Origin of the sequence: Burkholderia sp. FERM BP-3421 (genome assembly GCF_028657905.1) — a bacterium.
In the GTDB taxonomy this organism is placed as follows: Bacteria; Pseudomonadota; Gammaproteobacteria; order Burkholderiales; family Burkholderiaceae; genus Burkholderia.
This window is the reverse complement of the sequence record NZ_CP117781.1, coordinates 2,790,284-2,813,145: the sequence shown is the minus strand read 5'-3', so window position 1 is coordinate 2,813,145 and position 22,862 is coordinate 2,790,284. Positions and strand designations below refer to the sequence as shown.

Genomic DNA, 22,862 nt, shown 5'->3' with positions numbered 1-22,862 from the left:
CTGCTTGCCCCGCGCCGGGATGCCCCGCGCGCATGGACCCGTTCCGCTAGAGCCGCCCGTCGACCGTTCCCGACGGCAATTCCCCGAATCGTTCCCGGTACGCGAGCGCGAAGCGCCCGAGATGCGTGAAGCCGCAATCGAGCGCGATATCGGCGATCCGCAAGCCGGGCGGCGCACCGCGCAGCCGCTCGCGCGCCTTGTCGAGCCGGATCTGTCGCAGGTACTGCATCGGGCTCACGCCGCGGAACCGCAGGAAGCCGTCGCGCAGGGTGCGCTCGGGCACGCCGGCGGCGCGCGCGACATCGGCGAGTTGCAGCGGTTGCGCGGAATGCGCGTCGACATAATCCTGCGCGCGCCGCACGAAGGCCGGCGCGGGATCGGCGCGAAGCGCCGCCGCCGCCGCGGAGGCGTGTCCGTCGACCAGCAGGTCGAGCAGCAGGCGCTCGACCTGCGCCGCGACGCGCGGATTGGCCTGCGCGGAGCCGAGCAGGGCCGCCGAGCCCGCGACGCACATCAGCTGCTGTCGCCACGCGGCCAGCGACGCCTCGCCGACCTCCACCACCGGTTCGAGCGCGGGGCCGCACTCGCCGGTCGAGGCGGCGAGCGCCGCCGCATCGATGCGCAGCACGAACTGTTCGCAGTCCGCAGACAGGCGCGCGTCGAAACATTCGCCGGGCGCGCACAGCACGCCGGTGCGCCGGTCGACGTCGACCGTCCGGCCCATCGAGCGGACTTCCGCATGCCCCGCGAGGCAGAACATCAGCAGGTGATAGCCGTCCACCGCCTCGACGCGCACGCGCATCGCGTCGCCGAACGCGATCGCGCCGATGCCGAGCCCGCCAAGCCGGACGAAATCCATATGGGCGGCGCCCGGATGGCGGCTGTCCGGCATCAGCGCATGCGGCTGCATCACGCGCGAAATCCGCTCGCGGGTTTCGTCGAGATCGCGGGACTCGAAGAGCCGGTGCGCACGCAGCGCGCGCGGCTCGAATGGGGTCGGGGACATCGTCGTCTGCCTCGCATCGTGGCGCCGGTTCGACTGGCCGGGCGGCATGGGAATCCGAGCATCCTAGCGCAGAAAGCCGCCGGAAGTGGATAGTGCGGCGCCGCAATCGCACTTTCCGGATAGACGGCGGCGCGGGTCTTTTCAACAATCGCTCCCAATCGGCGGTGTGCCGTCACGATCAGGAGAGAGGCGATGGAACAGACCGAGCAGCCCCTGCGCCGGCTGGCGCGCGACGATGCCGCCGAGGTGCGGTTTCCGCACGACGACGGTTCGCGCGTGCCGTACAAGGTGTTCAGTTCCCAGGCGGTCTACGAGCGCGAGCAGGAGCGGATCTTTCGCGGTCCGGTCTGGAATTTCGTCGCCCTCGAAGCGGAAATTCCCCAACCCGGCGATTTCAAGAGCACCTTCGTCGGCGATACGCCCGTGGTCGTCACCCGCTGCGAGGACGGCGCGCTCGCCGCGTGGGTGAACCGCTGCGCGCATCGCGGCGCGCAGGTCTGCCGCAAGGCGCGCGGCAACGCGAGTTCGCATACCTGCGTCTATCACCAGTGGAGCTTCGATCCGGCGGGCAACCTGCTCGGCGTGCCGTTCCGGCGCGGCCAGAAGGGCATGAGCGGCATGCCGCCCGACTTCGACCCGGGCCGGCACGGCCTGCGCCAGCTGCGCGTCGACAGCTATCGCGGGCTGGTGTTCGCGACCTTCAGCGAGACGGTCGGCGCGCTGCCCGACTACCTCGGCGCGCAGATGCGGCCGTGGATCGATCGCATTTTCCACAAGCCGATCGAGTATCTCGGCTGCACGCGCCAGTATTCGTCATCGAACTGGAAGCTTTATTTCGAGAACGTAAAGGATCCCTATCACGCGAGCATGCTGCATCTGTTTCATACGACCTTCAATATCTTCCGGGTCGGCATGCGCGCGCGCGCGATTCCCGATGCGACGCACGGCCTGCACAGCCTGATCACGGTGACGAAGACCTCCGACGACACCTCGGCCGCGTATCGTCAGCAGCATATCCGTTCGTATGACGAAGGGTTCGCGCTCGAGGACGATTCGCTGCTCGCGCTCGTGTCCGAATACGATGAGGACACCACCAACCACATTCAGCCGATCTTTCCGCAGCTGGTGATCCAGCAGATCCACAACACGCTGGTCGCGCGCCAGCTGCTGCCCAAGGGCCCCGATCATTTCGAGCTGGTGTTCCACTTCTTCGGCTACCAGGACGATACGCCCGAGCTGCGCGCGCTGCGCATCCAGCAGGCCAACCTGGTCGGCCCGGCCGGCTATATCTCGATGGAGGACACCGAGGCGACGGAGCTGGTGCAGCGCGCCACGCTGCGCGACCCGGACGCGACCTCGGTGATCGAGATGTCGCGCGCGAATCCCGACCAGCAGGACACGACGATCACCGAGAGCCTGATCCGCCGCTTCTGGGTCGGCTACCAGCAACTGATGGGCTATTGAACGGGAGCGCGACATGAGCGACGACATCCGGACGTGGTTCGAACTGCACATGCTGCAGTCGCGCTACATCGGCCACCTCGACAACGACCGGCTCGAACAATGGCCGGACCTGTTCACCGAGGACTGCACGTACGAAATCATCCCGAAGGAAAACGCCGATCTCGGCCTGCCGGTCGGGATCATGCATTGCACGAACCGGCGCATGCTGCGCGATCGCGTGGTGTCGCTGCGTCACGCGAACATCTACGACGCGCATTCGTACCGGCACATGACGTCGGGCCTCGCGATCGTCGCGACGCGCGACGGCGAGATCGACACCGAGAGCAGCTACGTGGTCGTGCAGACCCGCAGCGACGGCGAATCGCAGGTGTATCAGGCGGGCGTCTACCGCGACACCGTCGCGCGCACGCCGGAAGGGCTGCGGTATCGCGCGAAGCGCGTGATCTACGACACCTCGCGCGTGCGGACCCTGCTCGCGACGCCGATCTGAAGCCAACCCGACGCACTGGAGGACAGAACCGATGAACGATGCCACCGTCGCGACCTGGCGGCCGCTGGGCGCGCTCGACGAATTCACCGAGGGCGAGCCGGCCGCGCGCGTGATCGAAGGCCGGCCGGTCGCCGTGTTCCGGCTCGGCGATGCGCTGCATGCGCTGCACGACCTCTGCACGCATGGGCATGCGCGCCTGTCAGACGGCTTCGTCGAGGGCGATTGCGTCGAGTGCCCGCTGCACCAGGGGCTGATCGACATCCGCAGCGGCGCGCCGCGCTGCGCGCCCGTGACGGAGGCGGTGCGCGTCTATCCGGTGCGGATCACGGACGGCCGGGCGGACATCGATGTCGGCTGATCCGTACCTGATCCTCGGCGGCGGCCAGGCGGCGCGCCGCGCGGCGGAAACGCTGCGCGCGCGCGACGCGGCCGCGCGCATCGTGATGGTGGGCGCGGAGCCGGAGGTGCCGTATGACCGGCCGTGCCTGTCGAAGGAGGCGTTGCTCGCGGAGGACGGCGCTGCGCGCGCGTTCGTGCGCGACGCCGCGTGGTATGCGCGGCAGCGCATCGAGTTGCGGCTCGGCGTGCCGGCCGTCGCGCTCGACCGGGGCGCGCAGCGGGTGCGGCTCGCCGACGGCGTGGCGTTGCCGTATGCGCGTTTGCTGCTCGCGACCGGCTCGCGGGTGAGGCGTTTCGACGGGCCGGTCGAGGCGGGCGTGCGGCTGCACTACGTGCGCACGCTGGCCGACGCGCACGCGCTGCGCGCGGCGTTGCAGCCGGGACGGCGCGTCGCGGTGCTGGGCGGCGGCTTCATCGGCCTCGAAGTGGCCGCGGCTGCGACGCGGCGCGGCTGCGCGGTCACCGTGATCGAGCCCGGCGAGCGCCTGCTGCGGCGGGGCGTGCCGGAGTCGGTCGCCGCGTTCGTGCACGCGCTGCACGCGCGGCACGGCGTGGACCTGCAATGCGCGACGCGGCCCGAACGGATCGCGCGCGGGCCGCATGGCGGCGCGCGCATCGAGACGAACCGGGGCGCGGTCGACGCGGAGGTCGTGGTGGTGGGCATCGGCGTGGCGCCGAATGTCGAGCTGGCGGCCGAGGCGGGGCTGGAGACGGCCGACGGCATTCGCGTCGACGCGGGCGGGCGCACCGCCGATCCGGCGATCGGCGCGGCGGGCGAGGTCACGTCGCATTTCAACCCGTTGCTGGGGCGTCATGTGCGGGTGGAGTCGTGGCAGGTCGCCGAGAACCAGCCCGCGGTGGCCGCGGCGAACCTGCTGGGCGGCGACGAGATCTACGCGGAGTGGCCGTGGCTGTGGTCCGATCAGTACGACTGCAACCTGCAGACGCTCGGCGTGTTCGAGGCGGAGCACACGCTCGTGTTGCGCGGCGATCCGCGGCAAGGCCCGTTCTGCGTGTTCGGGCTGCGTCCCGACGGCGTGCCGGCGGCCGCCGCGGCCGTCAACGCGGGGCGCGAGATCGCCGCGAGCCGGCGGCTCCTCGCGGCGGGCGAGCCGCTCGACGCGCGCCGGCTCGCGGACCCGTCGATCCCGCTGCGCGCGCCGCGCTGACGCGGATTGCGCGGCGTGGCTTGCGGGATTGGCCGCGACCGGTAAGAATCGACATCCCTGATCGCTGTCGATTGCATTTCACACCGGGAGACCCAGATGGCCTACGACCAATCCAATATCTTCGCGAAGATCCTGCGCGGCGAGATTCCGTGCATCAAGCTGTGCGAGACCGACACCACGCTCGCCTTCATGGACATCATGCCGCAGTCCGAGGGCCATGCGCTGGTGGTGCCGAAAGAGGCGGCCGAGACGTTCTACGAGCTGTCGGAAGCCGCGGCGGCCGATTGCATGAAGATGGCGAAGCAGCTCGCGATCGCGCTGCGCAAGACGCTCGAACCGGACGGCCTGTTCATCGGCCAGTTCAATGGCGCGGCGGCGGGCCAGACGGTGCCGCACGTGCATTTCCACCTGATTCCGCGCTGGCGCGGCGAGGACCTGCGCATGCATGCGCGCGAGATGGCCGACGCGGCGCAGCTCGAAGCGCTCGCGGTGAAGATCCGCGCCGCGCTGTAGGCGCGCGCGGCCCGCTCAGAGCTGGTCGTCGATCGGCAGCAGCACGGCGAGGCCGGTCAGCAGGTTGCGATACAGGCCGGCCTGCGGATCGACGTGGTACGTGTGGACCTGGCCGTCCTCGACGTCGGTCCACACCAGCGGCGAAGCGGTCGCGCCCGGCTGCGCGCGCGCCTCGGGCGTAGCCAGCGTCACGCGGTAGCTGATCGCGGGCGCGCTGACCTGGTCGAACAGCGTCGCCACCTGGCGCGCGAGCGCCGGGCTGTGGATCACCAGCGCCATCTCGGTGTTCAGGTACGCCGAGCGCGGATCGAGGTTCATCGAGCCGATCACGAGGATCTCGCGGTCGATCACATAGGCCTTGGCGTGCAGGCTCGCGCGCGAGCGCGAGCCGAACATGTTCAGCGGACGCGGGCCCTGCTCCGGCTTGTATTCATACAGCTCGACGCCGCGCCGCAGCAGCGGCGCGCGATACGGCGCATAGCCGGCCTGCACGGCGACGGCGTCGGTCGCCGCGAGCGAATTCGTGAGGATCGCCACCCGCACGCCGCGCGCGGTCAGCGCGCCGAGCGCGGCCACGCCCGCGTCGTGCGGCACGAAGTACGGCGAGAACACCTGGAATTCGCTGCGCGCCGCCTGGGTCAGGTCGACGAGCCGCTGCATCGGCGGGCTGCGATAGGCCGCGTCGGGCCGTGCGATCTTGTCCGGCGAGTCGACCTTGAATTCGGCCGGCGCCCACACGAGCCCCAGTTCGTTTCGCTCGATCTGCGCGGCGAGCGGCGTCGCATTCAGCGGCTTCGCGTCGTAGGGAGCCGCGTTCGCGCGCCAATGCGCGCGCAGCGCGTCGCGCGTCGCGTCGAGATCATGCGGGTCGAAGCGCTGGTGGTTCAGCGCGCTCAGCGGATACGCGCTGCTGCTCGCCCAATAGGCATCGAAGCTCGCCGATACGTCGCGCGCGACCGGGCCGGCCGCGAGCACGTCGAGGTCGCGAAAGCGCAGCGTCGGGCTCGCGCTGAAATATTCGTCGCCGAGATTGCGGCCGCCGACGATCGCGAGCTGGTTGTCCGCGATCATCGCCTTGTTGTGCATGCGGCGCGTGAAGCGGTCGATCTTCGTGAACAGGTTCGCGGTGCGCGCGAACATGCCGCGCTGCGCCGCGCCGAACGGATTGAACACGCGGATCTCCAGGTTCGGATGCGTGTTCAGCGACGCCATCACCTGATCGATGTCCTTGAAGTTCAGGTCGTCGACCAGCATCCGCACGCGCACGCCGTGGTCGGCCGCATACAGCGCGGCCCCGAGCAGCAGCTTGCCCGTCGTGTCCTCGGCCGCGATGTAGTACTGCATGTCGAGCGTGCGGGTCGCCGCGCGCGCGAGCGCGATGCGCATCTGCAGCGCCTCGGTGCCGGTGTCGAGCACGCGGAAGCCCGATTCGCCCGGGTGCGCGCGCATCGGCGCGGCGAGCGCGCCGGACAGCGGCGTCGCGGCGTCGGCGGGCAGGGCGTGGGAGACGCTGCGGGGCAGCGACGTGGCGGGCGGCTGGGTCGCGCAGCCGCCCAGCAGCGCGAGGGTCGCGCCGAGCGCGGCGCACAGGCGGACGACAGGCGCGGAAAGAATCGGGCGGCGCGCACGGGCGCCGGGGCGGGCGGAATGGTCCAGCACGCTGCGGACTCCTGGATGATGCGGCAAGCGCCGGGAGGCGGCTTTGCAGGCATTCTAGGGGGCCCATGCGACGCGGGTCAACCGCGTGGCGCAGCGGGCGCGGGGCGGCCGTCGGGCCGTCACGGCCCGCCGCGCGTGCGTGCATGACGCGCGTATGCGGCGGGTTCGCGTCGCACGGCATCGATTCGGCCGCGCCGCACCGCGCGCGACCGAGCGGCGCGGGAGGCGCATGTCGCCCGCCCGGCCCGCCTGCCGCTGTGCCGGGCGGCGCGGCGCGGTTCGCGTCGACGCCCTCGCTGAAGGATCGCACTGGGCTCCCGCACGACACGCGCGCCGGCATCAGCGCGCGTCCGCGCGCGCACCGCCTGCCTCGGCGACCGGAAACGCGGTCTCCCAACCGCCGCCGAGCGCCTTGAACAAGCCGATCAACGCGAGCGCCTCGTCGGTCGCGGCCGTGACCCGCGCCTGCTGATCCTTGAGCAGGGCCTGCTGGACCGTGAGCACGTTGAGGAAATCGGTCGCGCCGGCCACGTACTGACGGTGCGCCTGTTCGAGCGCCACGCGATCCTGCGCGATGGCTTCGGCGAGGCGCGCGCCGTGATGCTGGCGCGCCGCGTACTCCGTCATCGCATCGTCGATCTCGTGCCAGGCGGCGAGCACCGTGCGCCGGAACGCGAGCATCGCCTCGCGCTGCTGCGCGGTGCGCAGCGCCAGCTGGCCCTTGAGGCGGCCCCCGTCGAAGATCGGCACGCTGAGCGCCGGTCCGATGCCGAACATGCGCGCGCTCCATTCGCCGAGATCGCCCGAATGCATCGCCTGCAGCGCGACGTTCGCCGACAGCGTGATGCGCGGATAGAAGCTGCCCCGGGCGACGCCGATGTCGGCCGTCGCCGCGTGCAGGCGCGCCTCGGCCTCGCGGATGTCGGGGCGGCGCTCGGCGAGTTCGGACGGCAGCCCCGCCGGCACCACGGGCGGCGTGACCGGGATCGGCTCGGCCGCGGCGAGCAGCGCGTCGAGCGCGCCCGGCGGTTCGCCGAGCAGGTAGCCGAGCGCATTGACGCGCCGCGCGCGTTGCGCCTCGAACAGCGGCAGCTGCGCCTCGATCGTGCGGACCTGCGCGGTGGCCTCGGCGACCTCGAGCCGGGTCGCGACGCCGTCCTTGAAGCGGATCTGCGTGAGCGCCTCGCTATGCCGGGCGATGTCGAGATTGTCGCGGAGGATCGCCTGACCGGCCTGCACGCCGCGCAATTGCACGTAGTTGCGCGCGAGTTCCGCGAACACCGAGACCAGCACGTCGCGCCGCATCTCCTCGCTCGCCTGCGCATTCGCGCGCGCGGCCTCCTTGAGGCGGCGCACCCGGCCCCACAGATCGAGTTCCCAGGAGGCGTCGAAGCCCGGCTGCCACAGGTTGTAGTCGGTTTCTCCGTTCAACCCGGATACGTCGAGCAGGCCGCGCCGGCTCGAACGCGCATGCTGGTACGACGCGCTGCCGTTCAGTGACGGCAGCGCGGCGGCGTCCGTGACGCCGCGGATCGCGCGCGCCTGCGCCAGGCGCTCGGTGGCCGCCTGCACGTCGAGGTTCGATGCGGCCGCGCGCTCGATCAGCGTCACCAGCCGCGCGTCATGGAATGCACGCCACCAGCGCGTCTCGACCGGATCGGACGTGACGAGGCTGCGCGGCGAATCGTGTGCCTGTGCCGCGAGATTCCAGTGCGCGGGCGCGACGGCATCGGGGCGTTGAAAATCCGGACCGACCATCATGCAGCCGGCGAGCGAAGTCGCGCACGAAGCGAGCGCGAGCGCGCGGATGAGCGGCTTCATCGCGACGTTCTCCCCGCGGGCGTCGAGGCCGTGTCGATCTCCGCGACCACCGACATGCCGGCGCGCAGCGGCTCGCGCGCCGCCTGCCCGGGATCGAGCACGATCTTCACCGGAATGCGCTGCACCACTTTCGTGAAATTGCCGGTCGCGTTGTCGGGCGCGATCGCGGCGAAGGTCGCGCCGGTGGCGGGCGCGATGCTGTCGACGCTGCCGCTGAACCGCCGATCCGGATAGGTGTCGACGCGCACCAGCGCGCGCTGTCCGGCGCGCACGCGCGTCAGCTGGTTCTCCTGGAAATTGGCGATCACATAGGCGTCGCGCAGCGGCACCACCGCGAGCAGCGGGCTGCCGGGCGTCACATACGCGCCGACGCGCGCCGCGCGCTGGCCCACCACGCCGTCGACGGGCGCGACGATGCGCGTGTAGGAGAGCCTGAGCCGCGCCGTATCGAGCGCCGCGCGCGCGCGTTGCAGGGTGCCCTCGGCCTGCGCGCGCTGCGCGTTCAGCACGTCGACCTGCTGCCGCGCGGCCGTCGAGGCCGCGCTGTCGCGCGCGACGGCGGCCGCCGACATGTCGGCGCGGGCGCGCGCCTGCTCCGCGCTCTGGGTGCTGCCCGCGCCGTGTCGCGCGAGATCGGCGTAGCGTTCGAGATCGGCGCGCGCGAACGCGTGGTTCGCGCGGCTCTCGGCGAGACCCGCATCGGCCTGCGCGATCGAGGCGCGCTGCTGGACGAGGCGGGTCGACGCGTGATCGAGCGCGGCCTGCGCGACCGCGACGTCGGCCTGTGCGGCTTCGAGCGCGGCCGCGTAGTCGCGATCGTCGATCTGCGCGAGCAGCTGGCCGCGCTTGACGGCCTGGTTGTCGTCGACCGTCAGCGCCGCGATTTGTCCGGCGATGCGCGGGCTGACGAGCGTGAAGTCGGCGGCGACGAACGCGTCGTCGGTGGCTTCGCGCGTGGTGTTGCCGACCATGCCGGTGAGCGCGGCGCACGCGGCGGCGAGGGCCAGGACGGCGGCGAAGGCCATCAGGCGGCGCCGGGAAATGAGTTGGGACATGAGGAAACCTTCAGGATGCGGCGGGAGGCGCTCCCGCGCCGGGCGGATAGACCCGGGTGGGAACGAACGGGATCAGCACGAGCATCGCGGCGGCGAGCGCGATCATCAGCCAGTACATGTCGGCGGAGGCGAGCACCAGCGCCTGTTCGCGCACGCGGCGATCGAGCACGGCGAGGAACGCATCGTGATCGAGGCCGAGACGCGTGGACAGATCGTGCCGCGCGAGCGCGAACGCCTGCGGGCTCGCGGCGAGCCGATCGATCAGGTGCGCGGAGTGCAGGTGTTCGCGCATCGTGATGAAGCCTTCGGTGACGGCCCCGCCGACGACCACCGAGAAGCCCTTCACGGTGTTGAACCACGACGAGGCGAACGGGCCTTCGGCGGCCGACATGCCGTGGGTCGCGAGCATCAGCAGCGGCACGACCGTCATCGGCTGGCCCAGCACCTGCAGCGCCTGCAGCAGGTAGAAGTTGTCGCGCTGCCAGTCGGCGGTGAGGCGGGTGCCGGCGTAGCACGACAGGCCGATCAGCACGAAGCCGAGCGCGAGCACCCAGCGGCAGTCGACGCGCCTCAGGTTGCAGAGCGCGGTGACCAGGGGCAGCGCGATCAGTTGCGGCAGCGCGACCGCGAGCGCGAGCGGCGCGCTCTGCGCGGGCCGATAGCCGTGCACCTCGGCGAGATAGCCGAACGGCACGCCGAGCGCGCCGACCAGGATCACCAGCACGCCGGCGAGCGCGACGAGCGAGAAGCAGAGGTTGCGGCGCGCGAGCAGCTGCAGCCGGAAGAACGGCAGCGGATGGAACCACTCGTTGACGAAGAACAGCACGAGCGCCGCGCTGCCGCCGGCGAGCAGCAGGCAGATGACGGGCGAATCGGTCCAGCCGAGCCGCGTGCCCTGCGACAGGCCGATCACGAGCAGCGTGATCGCGGGAAAGCCGAGCAGCACGCCGCGCCAGTTGAACTGACGCAGGCGTTCGAGGCGCGGCGGATCCTGCGGCAGGCCGTAGGCGACGAGGCCGATCGCGAGCAGCGCCTGCGGGACGATCTGCCAGAACACGAAGCGCCAGCCGACCTGATCGGTCCAGAACGCCGCGAGCGGCGTGCCGAGGTTGGGCGCGAAGGTGGCGGTGAGCGCGTAGGCGCCGAGGCCGTAGAGCTTGATGCCGGGCGGCAGGAAGCGCAGCGCGACCGTCATCAGCATGGGCGGCAGGCAGCCGCCCGCGAAGCCTTGCAGCGCGCGCAGCACGTACAGCGCGGGCAGGGACGGCGCGAACGGGAACAACACGCCGAGCAGCGCGAACGCGGCCGTCATCGCGATCGTGAAGCGGCGCAGCGAGAAGGTGCCCGAACACCACGGCGCGAACATCATCGCGGCGACCTGGGTGGCCTCGTAGAGCGCGGTGAGCCAGCTGCCGTCGTCGTGGCCGACATGGAAGACGCCGCGGATGTCGGGCAGCGCGGCGGCGGTGACCCGGTCGTTGATCTGCGCGCACATCACCGCGAGCAGCACGCCGCACAGGCCGAGCGCGATGCGGGCGTCGAACGGCTGGGGCAGGGGCGGGCGGGCTTCCTGGCGGGACGGGGCTGGGTGGCGGGCGCGGCGGGAGGGCAGGTGGAGGGTCGTGCCGCTCACGGCGCGGATCCTCCGGCGACGGGTGGGGCGGCGGGATGCGCCGCGACGGCGATGGACATGGGTCGGGCTCCGGGGAATGAGGGTGGAGCCAGTCTAGGCGGGCGCGGCGGGTTCGGCGATGCCGCGCGGCGCATGCCTGCGATGCGCGGGATGCACGGGTCCGCATGCGCCCGTGATCGGGAATGGGAAATCCGATCGTCAGATAAATTTAATCGAATTGAAGCAATTGAAAGCGATGCGCTTTTTTTGTTTTTCGACTTGGTAAATGGTTTAACGATTTCTATATTCGTATCTGCCGTTTCGTGAGAAATGAAGCGGAAATGTAATTAATAAATTGAAAGGGGAACCGCAATGAGCGAGATTTCAGGACGTGAAAGGAATGTCGATGCGACAGCGGTGCTGGCCAAGATCGACGACGTGATCGAAGATGTCGACTGGCACATCTACGATGGTTTGCTCGTGACGCACAGCGTCCCTGCCGACCAGAAGATCTACCTGGTGCTGCAGGGGGAACTGCGTCATGTTCCGAACCTCAGGACCTTCAACAACCTGTTCAAGTCGCCCACGGTGAGCATAAACGATTACCTGGTCGATCGTTGTCCGCGCGGTACCGCCCTGTCGGATGGCGCGGTGATCGTGATAGCGGGGGCGCTGAATCAATTTATCATTACCGACGGCGTGAAAATGTTGATTCCCGACCCGGCTACCAGAGACAAGTTCCAATTAAGAATCGACCCCGTGATCGTTCCCGACATCATGCTTGAATTCATCCCGAAAGGGCCGGATATCGGCTGATGGACGATACGCGCCGGGGTATCCCGGGCGGCCGCCGGCGCGTGTTGCGCGCGTCGGCGGGGATTGACGGTGCGACGCCCCGGGCTGCGGGGCGTCGCTTTCCGATCAATGCCGGGCCAACCGCGCCATCGCGCGCCGGTAGCGGCGCGTGCGGCACGCATTGCCCACTTCCTGCAGCACCAGCGCGCGCCACGGCGCGACATGCGCATCGGTCGTCTGGCCGCGGCTCAGCTTGCGCAGCTGGAACTTGACGCTCGCCATGTTGGCGAGCGAGGCCAGCGCCTTGTTCTTCCAGGTGATCGGCGCGAGCGCGGGCGCGTTGTCCTTGCCCTTGCGCCAGTCGCGCGGCAGGTACGGATCGAGGGCGAGCGCGGTGCCGATGCCGACCATGTCCACGCCGCTGTGCACCACCTGCTCGGCCACCGGCCGGCGCCGGATGCCGCCCGTGACCATCACGGGCATCTTCGCCACCGTGCGCAGGTCGCGCGCGAACTCGACGAAATAGGCTTCGCGCGCGAGCGTGCGGCCGTCGCGCGCCTCGCCCTGCATGGCCGGCGCTTCGTAGCTGCCGCCCGACAACTCGACCAGATCCACGCCGAGCCCGTTGAGCAGCATCACCACCTGCCGCGCATCGTCGACGCTGAAGCCGCCGCGCTGGAAGTCGGCCGAGTTGAGCTTCACCGCGACCGCGAAGCCGGGCGACACCACGGCGCGCACCGCCTTGACGATCTCCAGCAGCAGGCGCGCCCGGTTCTCCAGCGAGCCGCCCCATTCGTCGGTGCGGCGATTGGTGAGCGGCGACAGGAATTGGCTCAGCAGATAGCCGTGCGCCGCATGGATCTCCACGCCGGTGAAGCCGGCCTGTTCGCCGAGTTGCGCCGCGCGCGCGAAGCGCCGGATCACGTCGTCGATGACGTCGCGCGTCATCGCGCGCGGCGTGCCGAAGTACTTGGACATCTTGCCCAGGTTCATCGCCACGGCCGACGGCGCCCAGGTTTCCTGGCCCAGGTTGGCCTGCATCTGGCGGCCGGGATGATTGATCTGCAGCCAGAATTGCGCGCCCCGGGCGCGGCCGATCGCGGCCCAGCGGCGAAACTTGTCGAGCTGCCGGTCGTCTTCCAGCACCACGCCGCCGGGCCCCGTCATCGCGCGGCGGTCGACCATCACGTTGCCGGTGATGAGCAGGCCCGCGCCGCCCTCGGCCCAGGCCTCGTACAGGCGCATCAGCCGTTCCGACGGCCCGTGGTCGGCGTCCGCCATGTTTTCCTCCATGGCGGCCTTGGCGATGCGGTTCGGAATGCTCGACCCGTTGGGGAGCGTCAGGGTGTCGAATACGTTCATGGCAGAGGGCCTCGTGTGATCGTGGCTCGACTTTAGGTTTGAAGTCAGCTTCAAGGTCAAGCGTCTTTTTCAAGGGTGGGATGCCGTGCGTCGATGCGCCCCGGAACGCTTGACCTTGAAGCCGTGTTCAATCTTAGAGTGGGCGTCGACGGTGACCGACCGGCGGGACGCCGGGGCACTCGGCGAGGAACTTCAATGGACAGGGACGGGCGTTTCACTCAGGTCGAATTCGGTGCGCAGCAGGTCGAGGTGCCGGCGGGCGGTTACTACGACCGCTTCCGGATGAACCCGGACCTCGACGAGGTGGCGCGGGATCCCGCCGCCGGCAACATCGAATATTTCCGCAGGATACCCAAGCATCTGGCGGCATCGCGGATCGGCCCGACCTGGGCGCCGAACTTCTATTACCGCGCGGGCAGCGTGCAGTTGCTGATGCTCGCGCCGCTGGACCGGCTGCGCGCCACGCTGCCCGCGCCGCTCGAACCGCTGCGCGCGGTTCCCGGCCATGGACTGGTGGCGCTGACTTTCTTCTCGTATGCCGTCTGCGACAACGATCCCTACGACGAAGCGTCGGTCGCGGTGGTGATCCGGCGGCCGGGCGCGCGCGGCTCGCATGCGCGGGAACTGTTGCAGTCGATGCGGCGCCGCAGCTTCTGCGCGCACGTGCTGGCGCTGCCCGTCACGACCGAGATCGCACGGGTGCGCGGCGTGCACGGCTATCAGCTGCCGAAATGGCGGGCCGCGATCGACGTGGCCATCGGCGCGGACGTGAACGCGTCCATCGCCGCGCCCGACGGCACCCCGGACCTGATCCTGCGCGCGCCGCTGCCGGCCTTGCGCGAGGTCGCGCCGCAGTCCCACATGGCGAGCACGACGATGATCCACCTGATCGACGGCGCGTGGCACCAGACCTCGGTCCGGACCAACATGCTATCGTTCGCGCAGCGCATGCTCCCGCGCGACGTCAGGCTGACGCGCGGCGGCGGCCCGCTGAGCCAGCTGCTGAACGGGCTGGGCGCCGCCACCCGGGTTCGCCTGGACGTGGTCAAGGATGCGCAGCTCGTGCTCGACCTGCCGATGCCGCTGACGGCGTTCGATCCTGCCGGACACTGAGCGCGCGGCCGCCGTGCCGGCCGTCCCTCCCGCACTTCGCAAGGAATCCTCGATGACCGCTCCGGATCTTGATTTCGTTGTGTTTGGCGCCACCAGCTTCGTCGGCCAGATCCTGACCCGCTACCTGGCCGAGCATCTCGCGGGGCAGGCCGATGCGCCGCGCTGGGCCATCGCCGGCCGCGCCGAGGCGAAGCTCGCGAACGTCCGGCAGGCGCTGGGCGAGGCGGGCCGGTCCCTGCCCGTCATCGTCGCCGACGCCGGGAACGACGCGCAGCTGCGCGCGCTGTGCGCGCGGACCCGGGTGGTGGTCTCCACCGTCGGGCCGTATGCGCTGTACGGCGAGCCGCTCGTGAAGGCCTGCGCGGAAAGCGGCACCGACTATTGCGACCTCACCGGCGAGACCCAGTGGATCCGGCGGATGATCGCGCGCTACGAAAGCGCGGCGCGGCAATCGGGGGCGCGCATCGTGCATTGCTGCGGCTTCGATTCGGTGCCGTCGGACCTGGGCGTGTATTTCCTGCAGCAGCAGGCGCTGCGCGCATGGGGCGTGCCGGCGACCCGCGTCAAGATGCGCGTCAGGACGCTCAAGGGCGGCGCGTCGGGCGGCACGGTGGCGAGCCTCATCAACGTCGTCAGGGAGGCGACGGCCGATCCCGAGTTGCGCAGGGCGCTGCTGAATCCCTATGCGCTGTGCCCCGAGGGGCACGGCTTCACGGTGCGTCAGCGCATGCTCAAGGGCGCGAGCTTCGATGCGGATTTCGGTGCGTGGATCGCGCCGTTCGTCATGGCGGCGATCAACGAGCGCGTCGTGCATCGTTCCAATGCGCTGTCGGGAAATGCGTATGGCGGCCGCTTCGCCTATGACGAGGCGATGCTGACCGGGGCCGGTTTCAAGGGACGCCTGGCGGCGCTCGCGATGACGGCGGGCCTCGGCGCGTTCATGGCGGGCGTCGTCGTCAAGCCCGTGCGCACGCTGATGGAGCGCTTCCTGCTGCCGAAGCCCGGCGAAGGCCCGAGCCCGGAAGCGCAGCTGGCCGGCCGCTACGATATCCGCTTCGTGGGGCATGGCGACGCGGGCCAGGTCATGCGCGTGAAGGTGACCGGCGACCGCGATCCGGGTTACGGCTCCACCGGCAAGATGCTGGGGCAGGCGGTGCTGAGCCTGGCGGTCGACCACGTCAAGGACGGCGCGAAGGTCGGCCGCGCGGGCGGCTTCTGGACGCCGGCCACGATGTTCGACGACCGTTTCATCGCGCGCCTGACGCGCGATGCGGGCCTGCGTTTCGAGGTGATCTGAGCGCGTTCGTCGGATGGGCCGGGCGCGTTCCCCGGGCAGCACGAAACGCGTCGCGGCGCTTGCGACGTGACATCGCGTGGAGGTGACGCGCATCGCTGCCGTCGTTGAATCGATGACGAGACATCCGAAGTTGAATCACGCCTGCCGGGCCGACCGGGTTCGACTGTCGCCGGATCGCGGGGCGCCGCGTCGATGCGGGGGCGGGCCTCGCGAACGGACGATACCGTCCCGCGCCGACCGTCTCCCATTCCCTCAAGCGTGCGACGAAGCGATCGGGCGCTCTGCTGCCGGCGATCCATGAAAAAGCCGCCCGCGGGCGTGACGCCTGCGGGCGGACAAAGACACCTCGGGCCGACCGGCGCGGGCGTCGCGTGAAGAACGGAGAACCGGGGCGCGTCAGAACTTGTGGCGCAGCGCGAGGCGCACGGCCACCTGGTTCGACGTCGACGACGGCGCGTCGGTGCCGGGGATGAACGCCTGGTCGAGGATCGAGTTCGTCTTGTCGCCCGCGACGTGCTGGTACGCGGCCTGCAAGTACACGTCGGTGCGCTTCGACAGGTTGTAGTCGGCCATCAGCCCGACCGAGTGGATCTTCGGTTTCGCGTCGCCGGTCGACGCGTCGTACTTTTCGAGCGACAGCACGTACTGCGCGCCGACCATGAACGCCGGCGTGATCTGGTACGAACCGTTCAGCTCGAAGTTCTGGTACTTGATCGCGCTGACCGTCGCGCCGGGCGCGATGATCGCGCCCGGCGTGCTCAGGTAGCCGTTGCCGGTCGGGTTCTTGTAGTTCGAGTTCGTGTACGCGAAACCGACCGTCGCGGCCCCGAACGTGTAGTTGATGCCCGCGCCGAACACGCGCATGCGCTCGGCGATGTAGCTCGCGTCGTTCGCGGTGATCGCGCCGGCCGAACCGTCGCCCGGATGGTTCGCCTGCAGGTACGCGGCGCCGATCAGCAGCCCGTTGTTCTGGTACTGCGCGCCGAAGCTGTACGCGCGGTTGTCCGAGAAGTTCGTGCTGTTGCTGAAGCTGTACGCGCCGCCGAACTGGAAGCCGCTGAAGTTCGGGCTCGCGTACTTCACCGTGTTGTCGAGGCGGAACGAGTTGTCGGTGTTGTCGTTGTCGAACGGATGCGCGAGCAGGTAGCCGCCCCAGTTGCCGTTGGCGGTGGTCGGCGCGAGATAGTCGACGACGGAGTCGTACTGGCGACCGAACGTCAGCGTGCCGTACTGCGCCTGGCTCAGGCCGACGTACGCCTGGCGGCCGAACATGCGGCCGCCCTGGTTGAGCCGGCCGCTGTTCACGTCGAAGCCGTTTTCGAGCTGGAAGATCGCCTTCATGCCGCCGCCGAGATCCTCGCTGCCCTTCAGGCCCCAGCGGCTGCCCTGCGCGTAGCCGCTCGCCATCTCGTAGACGTGGCCGGCGCCGGCGTTGTTCGTGTAGTTCAGGCCTTCGTCGATCACGCCGTACAGCGTGACGCTGTTTTGCGCGAACACCGGCGAGGCGAATGCCGCCGTTACGGCGAGCGCCGTCAGTTTCTTGTTCATTGAGAGATCTCCGGGATATCCAGCTTGTATCGATTGTCGTGAGCGCGTCCGGCGAGGCGCGTCCCGTCATCCGGGGCGATCCGGCGCAGCGGGCGCGGCGCCGGACGCGCGCAAGGCGCGGCGGCGCGGCGACCGACGGTGTCGGGCCGTGTCTCCTCCGATGACACCGGGCATTCTTCCCAAGCCGAAAATGAAGCGAAAGCGAGTAATTTCGATGGGTGGGATCGGGATCGCCAATGGCGGGCCGGCGGGCGGCTTCGACGGCCAAGACGGCATGCGCGCGGCCGTGCTTCAAGGCCGGCCGGGCCGCCGTCGAACCGGGGCGCGATACCGCCCGCGCCGGACCGCGCGCGCTTGCTTACAATTGGCCGCGAAGTCCGTCCGGCGGGCCTGACAGCGCGTTCCGATATTGATTGGCGGCGCCGATTGCAATGATCGGAATTACTCGTTTCCCTAAACAATTTGGCGGCGGAAACATGCAGACTGACCGGACGTGGATGGATTTGCGATTCGCCGGTCGCCGCGCATGCCGCGACGCACAAACAACAGATTCGATTTGGAGACAACCCACCATGCAGATTCGACGACTGAAAGCGGTCCTGTTCGCCGCCGCGGCAATCCTGTCCGCGCCCGCGGCCCACGCGGCCGGCGGCGCGTGCGCCGACGGCAGGACGGTCCATTTCGCGGGCATCACGTGGGAAAGCGGATCGTTCGCGACCGAGGTGTTGCGGCAGATCATGGAGAAGGGGTACGGCTGCAAGACCGACGTCGTGCCGGGCAGCACGGCCGCGACCGAAACGGCGCTCGCGCGCAACGACCTGCAGATCTGGGCCGAGCAGTGGACGGGCCGCAGCGAGATCACCGCGAAGGCCGTCGCGTCGGGTTCCGTGAAGCTGATCGGCGACACGCTGCCGGGCGGCACGACGGAAGGCTGGTTCGTGCCCGAATACGTGGTGAAGGGCGATCCGGCGCGCAACCTCAAGCCGGTCGCGCCCGGGCTCGTGTCGGTCGACGATCTGCCGAAGTACAAGCAGGTGTTCGCCGACGAGGAGGAGCCGGACAAGGGCCGTTTCCTGAACTGCCCGACCGGCTGGGACTGCGAGCGCGTGAATACGCGCCTGCTGCGCGTGCTGAAGCTCGACCAGTCGTATACGAACTTCCATCCGGGCACGGGCGCGGCGCTCGACGCGGCGATCGCGTCCGCGTACCAGCGCGGCGCGCCGATCGTGTTCTATTACTGGGGCCCGGCCGCGCTGATGGCGAAATACAAGTTCACGGCGCTGAAGATGCCGGCCTATAACGAAGCATGCTGGAAGACGCTGCGCGACGAGAGCAGCACGCACCAGTGCGCGTCGTCGTACATGGTGTCGCGGCTGACGGTCGGCGTGTCGAAGCCGTTCGCCGATGCGAATCCCGATCTCGTCGGCGTATTCGGCAAGGTGCGTTTTCCGATGGACTTCCTGAACCAGACGATCCTCGAGATGACGACGAAGAAGATCGACGGCGCGGCGATGGCCACGCAGTTCCTGAAGACCCGCCCGGACCTGTGGAAGCAGTGGGTGCCGGCCGACGTCGCGCAGAAGATCGCCGGCAGCCTGAAGGGCGCGTAACCTGCGCGCGGCGGCGGGCCCGCGCCGGCCGCCGCCGCCGTCACGCGCCCGCGCGGCGCGACGGAGAATCAACATGAACGGCTTCTTCCTGCACCTGTCGATCGCCGACTGGGTCAACAGCGCGCTCGAGACCTTCGTCGCGCAATACGGCGACAGCTTCCATCATTTCAGCACGCTGCTGCTGCGCTACCTGCTCGTGCCGCTCGAAGGCGCGCTGCGCGTGGCGCCGCCGTGGCTCGTGCTGCTGGTCGTCGGCGCGATCGCGTGGAACGCGACGCGCCGCATCGGCCTCGGCGCGCTCTTCATGCTGCTGCTCTACGCGATCGGCTGCTTCGGCCTGTGGGACAAGCTGATGCAGACGCTCGCGCTGATGCTCGTCGCGACGGTGCTGTCGGTCGCGATCGGCGTGCCGGCCGGCATCCTCGCCTCGCGCAGCGCGTGGCTGCGCCGGGTGCTGCTGCCGGTGCTCGACGTGATGCAGACGCTGCCGAGCTTCGTGTACCTGATCCCGGTGCTGATGCTGTTCGGCCTCGGCAAGGTGCCCGCGATCCTCGCGACGATCATCTACGCGCTGCCGCCGCTGATCCGCCTGACCGACCTCGGCATCCGCCAGGTCGATCCGGACGTGACGGAAGCCGCGCGCGCGTTCGGCACGACGCGCTGGCAGCTGCTCGTGAACGTGCAGCTGCCGCTGGCGCGACCGAGCATCATGGCCGGCATCAACCAGACGACGATGATGGCGCTGTCGATGGTCGTGATCGCATCGATGATCGGCTCGCGCGGGCTCGGCGAGGACGTGCTCGCGGGCATCCAGACGCTCGACGTCGGCAAGGGCACGCAGGCCGGCCTCGCGATCGTGATCCTCGCGATCGTGATCGACCGGATCAGCCAGGGCTTCGGCCAGGAACGCCGCGCACGGCGACGGCTCGCGCAGCAGCGCCGGCAGAAGGGCGCGTCGCGCGTGCCGTACCGGCAGCCGCGCAAGGCGCAGTCGGCGAGCGTCGATTCGAATCAGGCGGCGCAATCGTCGCGCGCATAGGAACGGAGGCAGACATGGCGACCATCGACGTCAAACACGTGTACAAGCTGTTCGGGCCGCAGGCCGCGCATGCGCGCGTGCTCGACCTGCTGAGGAGCGGCAAGCGCAAGGCCGACGTGCTGGCCCAAACGGGCTGCAACGTCGGGCTCAACGACGTGAGCCTCGGCATCGCGTCGGGCGAGATCTTCGTGATCATGGGGCTGTCGGGTTCCGGGAAGTCGACGCTCGTGCGGCACTTCAACCGGCTGATCGAGCCGACGGCCGGCGAGATCGTGATCGACGGCAGCGACGTGATCAAGCTCGACGCGCACGGGCTGCGCGAACTGCGCCGCTTCAAGGTCAGCATGGTGTTCCAGAACTTCGGGCTGCTGCCGCACCAGACCGTGCTCGACAATGCCGCGTATGCGCTGCGCACGCGCGGCGAGAAGCGCCACGACGCGGTCGAGGCGGCGCGCAACTGGCTGACGAAGGTCGGGCTCGACGGTTACGGCGACCATTATCCGGACGAGCTGTCGGGCGGGATGCGGCAGCGCGTCGGCCTCGCGCGCGCGCTGGCCGCCGATACCGACGTGCTGCTGATGGACGAGGCGTTCTCCGCGCTCGATCCGTTGATCCGCACCGAGATGCAGGATCAGCTGCTCCAGCTGCAGGCGACGCTCGCGAAGACGATCGTGTTCATCACGCACGATCTCGACGAGGCCTTGCGGATCGGCAACCGGATCGCGATCCTGCGCGACGGCACGCTCGTGCAGGTCGGCACGCCGGACGACATCCTGTCGCGCCCGGCCGACGATTACGTGCGCAGGTTCGTGGAGAAGCGCACGAGCGCGAACTGACGCGCCGGGCCCGGTCAGGCCGCGCGGCGCGCGGCCTTCGCCGGCAAGGTGTGGCCCGGTGTGCGTGCCGGAATCGATCGGGATGTACGCCGCGTCGTGCGCGTCAAGGCAGAGAAGGTGCGCCTTGAGTCTCGCCCGACGTGACGACGACGGCAAGCAGCGCGAAGGCCGGGGCGAATCCGGCGACGACGGTGGAAAAGCCGGGCCGGTCGGCGGCGTGGCACGGCTTCGTCGCAGCCCGACCGGCGGACATGATGACGATCGGCGCGAGAGAAAGGCGATCGCGCGCCGCCTCCTGATTTCTTTCCTGTGTGTCGGCTTTGAATCGGAAACCTGCCGCGCGAGGAGGATGCCCGCGTGAGGCATGACCGGCTTTCGACCGGCTCACGCCGGCCGTTCAGTGCGCGACGGGTTCCCGCTCGCTTGCCGGCGCGGCCGTCTCGTCCCGCCCCGCATCGGCCAGAATCAGATCCGCGCCTTTCTCCGCGACCATCATCGTCGGCGCGTTGATGTTGCCCGACGTGATGTTCGGGAACACCGACGCATCGACGATCCGCAGCGCCTGGAGCCCATGCACGCGCAACGAGGCGTCGACGACCGACGTCGCCGCATCGGGTCCCATCGCGCACGATCCGCACAGGTGGTAGATCGAACCCGACTGCTCGCGGAAGTACTGCAGCATCGCTTCGTCCGAGTCGACCTGCGGGCCCGGCGAGATTTCCTCGACCGTCATCGATTCCAGCGCCGGCGCGCGCATCAGCGCACGGATCACCTTGCTGCCCTGCACGGCCTCGTCGAGATCCTTCTGCGTGGTGAGCGCGTTGATGCGGATCTTCGCGGCGTCTTCCGCGCAGTTCGACGCGATCTCGATCGTGCCGCGGCTCGTCGGCCGGCACGGGTTGAACGCGATCAGGAAGCCCGAATACGGCTCGGGCTTGATGCTCGCGTGCGCGCTCTTCGGAATGCGGTACGACAGCGGGTTGAAGTAAAGCTGCAGGTTCGGCTCCGATGCGTCGCGCGCGCCGCGGAAGAAGCCGCCCGCCTGATTCACGCTCATCGCGAGCGGGCCGCGCTTCGTCAGCAGGTAGCGCAACCCGATCTTCAGCTTGCCGACGAGCGTGCCCATCTCGTCGTTCAGCGTCGGCCGGTTCGCCTTGAAATAGAAGCTCACGCACAGGTGATCCTGCAGGTTGCGGCCGACCGCCGGCAGCGCATGCACGAGCGGCACGCGCCGGCGCGAGAGCAGCGCCGGATCGCCGACGCCCGACAGTTGCAGCAGCTTCGGCGTATCGACCGCGCCGGCCGCGAGGATCACCTCGCGCGCGGCGACGAGCGTTTCGTCGCCGCGCGCGCCGGCCACGACCACGCCGGTCGCGCGCGTGCCGTCGAACGTCACGCGCCGCACCAGCACGCCCGGGCGCAGCGTGAGATTCGCGCGGCGCAATGCGGGCCGCAGGTACGCGACGCTGCTCGAACAGCGTTCGCCGTTCTTCGTGTTCAGGTCGTAGATGCCCGCGCCTTCGAACTGCGCGCCGTTGAAGTCGTCGGTGCGCGGCAGGTTCAACTGCTCGCAGCCTTTCAGGAACGTGTGGACGATCGGATGCACGTCGGCCTTCATCGACGTGATGTGGATCGGCCCCGTCGAGCCGTGATGCCGCGGATCGGTCGCGCCGGCCGCATGGGTTTCGAGCTTGCGGAAGTAGGGCAGCACGTCGTCGTACGCCCAGCCCGGATTGCCGGCGTTCGCCCAGTCGTCGTAGTCGCTGCGCTGGCCGCGCACGTAGACCATCGCGTTGATCGAGCCCGACCCGCCGACCACCTTGCCGCGCGGGCAGTACAGCTGGCGCCCGGCGAGCTGCGCCTCGGGCTCGCTGTAATACATCCAGTTGTAGCGGTGGTTGTAATAGGTCTTCGTGAAGCCGACCGGCACCTTGAACCAGAACGACGCGTCGCGCTCGCCCGCTTCGAGCAGCAGCACCGAATGCCGGCCCGATTCGCTGAGGCGGTTCGCCAGGATGCAGCCGGCCGAGCCCGCGCCGACGATGATGTAGTCGTAAGTCATGGTCGCGTTTTT

The 22,862-nt window shown here is 69.5% G+C and carries 20 protein-coding genes; 12 read left to right on the top strand and 8 right to left on the bottom strand.

Annotation, left to right across the window (positions count from 1 at the left end; all coding sequences use genetic code 11):
- Nucleotides 1-46: 46 nt before the first annotated feature.
- Nucleotides 47-1,006: an anthranilate 1,2-dioxygenase regulatory protein AndR gene (andR, locus tag Bsp3421_RS15255; RefSeq protein WP_273996765.1), complete on the bottom strand. Its 960-nt coding sequence runs from the start codon at nucleotides 1,004-1,006 to the stop codon at nucleotides 47-49.
- Nucleotides 1,007-1,198: 192 nt separating this feature from the next.
- Here andR and andAc point away from each other — a divergent pair, with 192 nt between their 5' ends.
- From andAc to Bsp3421_RS15230, 5 genes are all read left to right on the top strand, one after another.
- The gene (andAc, locus tag Bsp3421_RS15250; RefSeq protein ID WP_273996764.1) at nucleotides 1,199-2,470 is read left to right on the top strand and encodes an anthranilate 1,2-dioxygenase large subunit AndAc; all 1,272 of its coding nucleotides are present in this window, start codon (nucleotides 1,199-1,201) and stop codon (nucleotides 2,468-2,470) included.
- A 13-nt stretch (nucleotides 2,471-2,483) separates the two neighbouring features.
- The gene (gene andAd, locus Bsp3421_RS15245; protein WP_273996763.1) at nucleotides 2,484-2,960 is read left to right on the top strand and encodes an anthranilate 1,2-dioxygenase small subunit AndAd; all 477 of its coding nucleotides are present in this window, start codon (nucleotides 2,484-2,486) and stop codon (nucleotides 2,958-2,960) included.
- A gap of 31 nt (nucleotides 2,961-2,991) precedes the next feature.
- On the top strand, nucleotides 2,992-3,318 hold the full coding sequence (gene andAb / locus Bsp3421_RS15240) for an anthranilate 1,2-dioxygenase ferredoxin subunit AndAb (RefSeq protein WP_273996762.1): 327 nt from the start codon (nucleotides 2,992-2,994) through the stop codon (nucleotides 3,316-3,318).
- The gene (andAa, locus tag Bsp3421_RS15235) at nucleotides 3,308-4,528 is read left to right on the top strand and encodes an anthranilate 1,2-dioxygenase system ferredoxin--NAD(+) reductase (protein ID WP_273996761.1); all 1,221 of its coding nucleotides are present in this window, start codon (nucleotides 3,308-3,310) and stop codon (nucleotides 4,526-4,528) included. The genes andAb and andAa overlap by 11 nt, the downstream gene beginning before the upstream one ends.
- A gap of 96 nt (nucleotides 4,529-4,624) precedes the next feature.
- Nucleotides 4,625-5,041, top strand: coding sequence for an HIT family protein (locus Bsp3421_RS15230; RefSeq protein WP_273996760.1), 417 nt, complete (start codon nucleotides 4,625-4,627; stop codon nucleotides 5,039-5,041).
- Between the two features lie 15 nt (nucleotides 5,042-5,056).
- On the opposite strand, the gene Bsp3421_RS15225 is transcribed toward Bsp3421_RS15230, so the two are convergent.
- The 4 genes from Bsp3421_RS15225 to Bsp3421_RS15210 form a co-directional block, all read right to left on the bottom strand.
- Nucleotides 5,057-6,655: a phospholipase D family protein gene (locus tag Bsp3421_RS15225; RefSeq protein ID WP_273998414.1), complete on the bottom strand. Its 1,599-nt coding sequence runs from the start codon at nucleotides 6,653-6,655 to the stop codon at nucleotides 5,057-5,059.
- A 384-nt stretch (nucleotides 6,656-7,039) separates the two neighbouring features.
- Nucleotides 7,040-8,521 carry an efflux transporter outer membrane subunit gene (locus tag Bsp3421_RS15220; RefSeq protein ID WP_273996759.1) on the bottom strand — a complete coding sequence of 494 codons (1,482 nt, stop codon included), beginning with the start codon at nucleotides 8,519-8,521 and terminating at the stop codon, nucleotides 7,040-7,042.
- Complete coding sequence (locus Bsp3421_RS15215) at nucleotides 8,518-9,576, bottom strand: HlyD family secretion protein (RefSeq protein ID WP_273996758.1); 1,059 nt, start codon at nucleotides 9,574-9,576, stop codon at nucleotides 8,518-8,520. Before Bsp3421_RS15215 ends, Bsp3421_RS15220 begins: the two co-directional genes overlap by 4 nt.
- 10 nt (nucleotides 9,577-9,586) lie before the next feature.
- A complete protein-coding gene (locus Bsp3421_RS15210; protein ID WP_337995264.1) occupies nucleotides 9,587-11,209 on the bottom strand; it encodes an MFS transporter in 1,623 nt (540 codons plus the stop codon).
- A 351-nt stretch (nucleotides 11,210-11,560) separates the two neighbouring features.
- Here Bsp3421_RS15210 and Bsp3421_RS15205 point away from each other — a divergent pair, with 351 nt between their 5' ends.
- A complete protein-coding gene (locus Bsp3421_RS15205; protein ID WP_273996757.1) occupies nucleotides 11,561-12,004 on the top strand; it encodes a hypothetical protein in 444 nt (147 codons plus the stop codon).
- Between the two features lie 105 nt (nucleotides 12,005-12,109).
- Here the strand turns inward: Bsp3421_RS15205 and Bsp3421_RS15200 are convergent, their stop codons facing one another.
- The gene (locus Bsp3421_RS15200) at nucleotides 12,110-13,345 is read right to left on the bottom strand and encodes an NADH:flavin oxidoreductase/NADH oxidase family protein (protein ID WP_273996756.1); all 1,236 of its coding nucleotides are present in this window, start codon (nucleotides 13,343-13,345) and stop codon (nucleotides 12,110-12,112) included.
- A gap of 195 nt (nucleotides 13,346-13,540) precedes the next feature.
- On the opposite strand from Bsp3421_RS15200, the gene Bsp3421_RS15195 reads away from it, so the two are divergent.
- Complete coding sequence (locus Bsp3421_RS15195; RefSeq protein WP_273996755.1) at nucleotides 13,541-14,458, top strand: acetoacetate decarboxylase; 918 nt, start codon at nucleotides 13,541-13,543, stop codon at nucleotides 14,456-14,458.
- A gap of 52 nt (nucleotides 14,459-14,510) precedes the next feature.
- Nucleotides 14,511-15,755 carry a saccharopine dehydrogenase family protein gene (locus Bsp3421_RS15190; protein WP_273996754.1) on the top strand — a complete coding sequence of 415 codons (1,245 nt, stop codon included), beginning with the start codon at nucleotides 14,511-14,513 and terminating at the stop codon, nucleotides 15,753-15,755.
- Nucleotides 15,756-16,151: 396 nt separating this feature from the next.
- On the opposite strand, the gene Bsp3421_RS15185 is transcribed toward Bsp3421_RS15190, so the two are convergent.
- Entirely contained in the window at nucleotides 16,152-17,303 is a 1,152-nt protein-coding gene (locus Bsp3421_RS15185; RefSeq protein WP_273996753.1) for a porin, read from the bottom strand.
- A 572-nt stretch (nucleotides 17,304-17,875) separates the two neighbouring features.
- Between Bsp3421_RS15185 and Bsp3421_RS15180 the strand changes: the two genes are divergently transcribed.
- From Bsp3421_RS15180 to Bsp3421_RS15165, 4 genes are all read left to right on the top strand, one after another.
- Nucleotides 17,876-18,913 carry an ABC transporter substrate-binding protein gene (locus Bsp3421_RS15180; protein ID WP_273996752.1) on the top strand — a complete coding sequence of 346 codons (1,038 nt, stop codon included), beginning with the start codon at nucleotides 17,876-17,878 and terminating at the stop codon, nucleotides 18,911-18,913.
- Nucleotides 18,914-18,986: 73 nt separating this feature from the next.
- Nucleotides 18,987-19,952, top strand: coding sequence for an ABC transporter permease (locus Bsp3421_RS15175; protein WP_273996751.1), 966 nt, complete (start codon nucleotides 18,987-18,989; stop codon nucleotides 19,950-19,952).
- 14 nt (nucleotides 19,953-19,966) lie between these two features.
- Nucleotides 19,967-20,788 carry a quaternary amine ABC transporter ATP-binding protein gene (locus Bsp3421_RS15170; RefSeq protein WP_273996750.1) on the top strand — a complete coding sequence of 274 codons (822 nt, stop codon included), beginning with the start codon at nucleotides 19,967-19,969 and terminating at the stop codon, nucleotides 20,786-20,788.
- Nucleotides 20,789-20,912: 124 nt separating this feature from the next.
- Nucleotides 20,913-21,149 (top strand): hypothetical protein, encoded by a 237-nt coding sequence (locus Bsp3421_RS15165; protein ID WP_273996749.1) that lies wholly within the window; start codon nucleotides 20,913-20,915, stop codon nucleotides 21,147-21,149.
- 36 nt (nucleotides 21,150-21,185) lie between these two features.
- Here Bsp3421_RS15165 and Bsp3421_RS15160 read toward each other — a convergent pair whose 3' ends face one another.
- On the bottom strand, nucleotides 21,186-22,850 hold the full coding sequence (locus Bsp3421_RS15160) for a GMC family oxidoreductase (RefSeq protein WP_273996748.1): 1,665 nt from the start codon (nucleotides 22,848-22,850) through the stop codon (nucleotides 21,186-21,188).
- Nucleotides 22,851-22,862 lie beyond the last annotated feature (12 nt).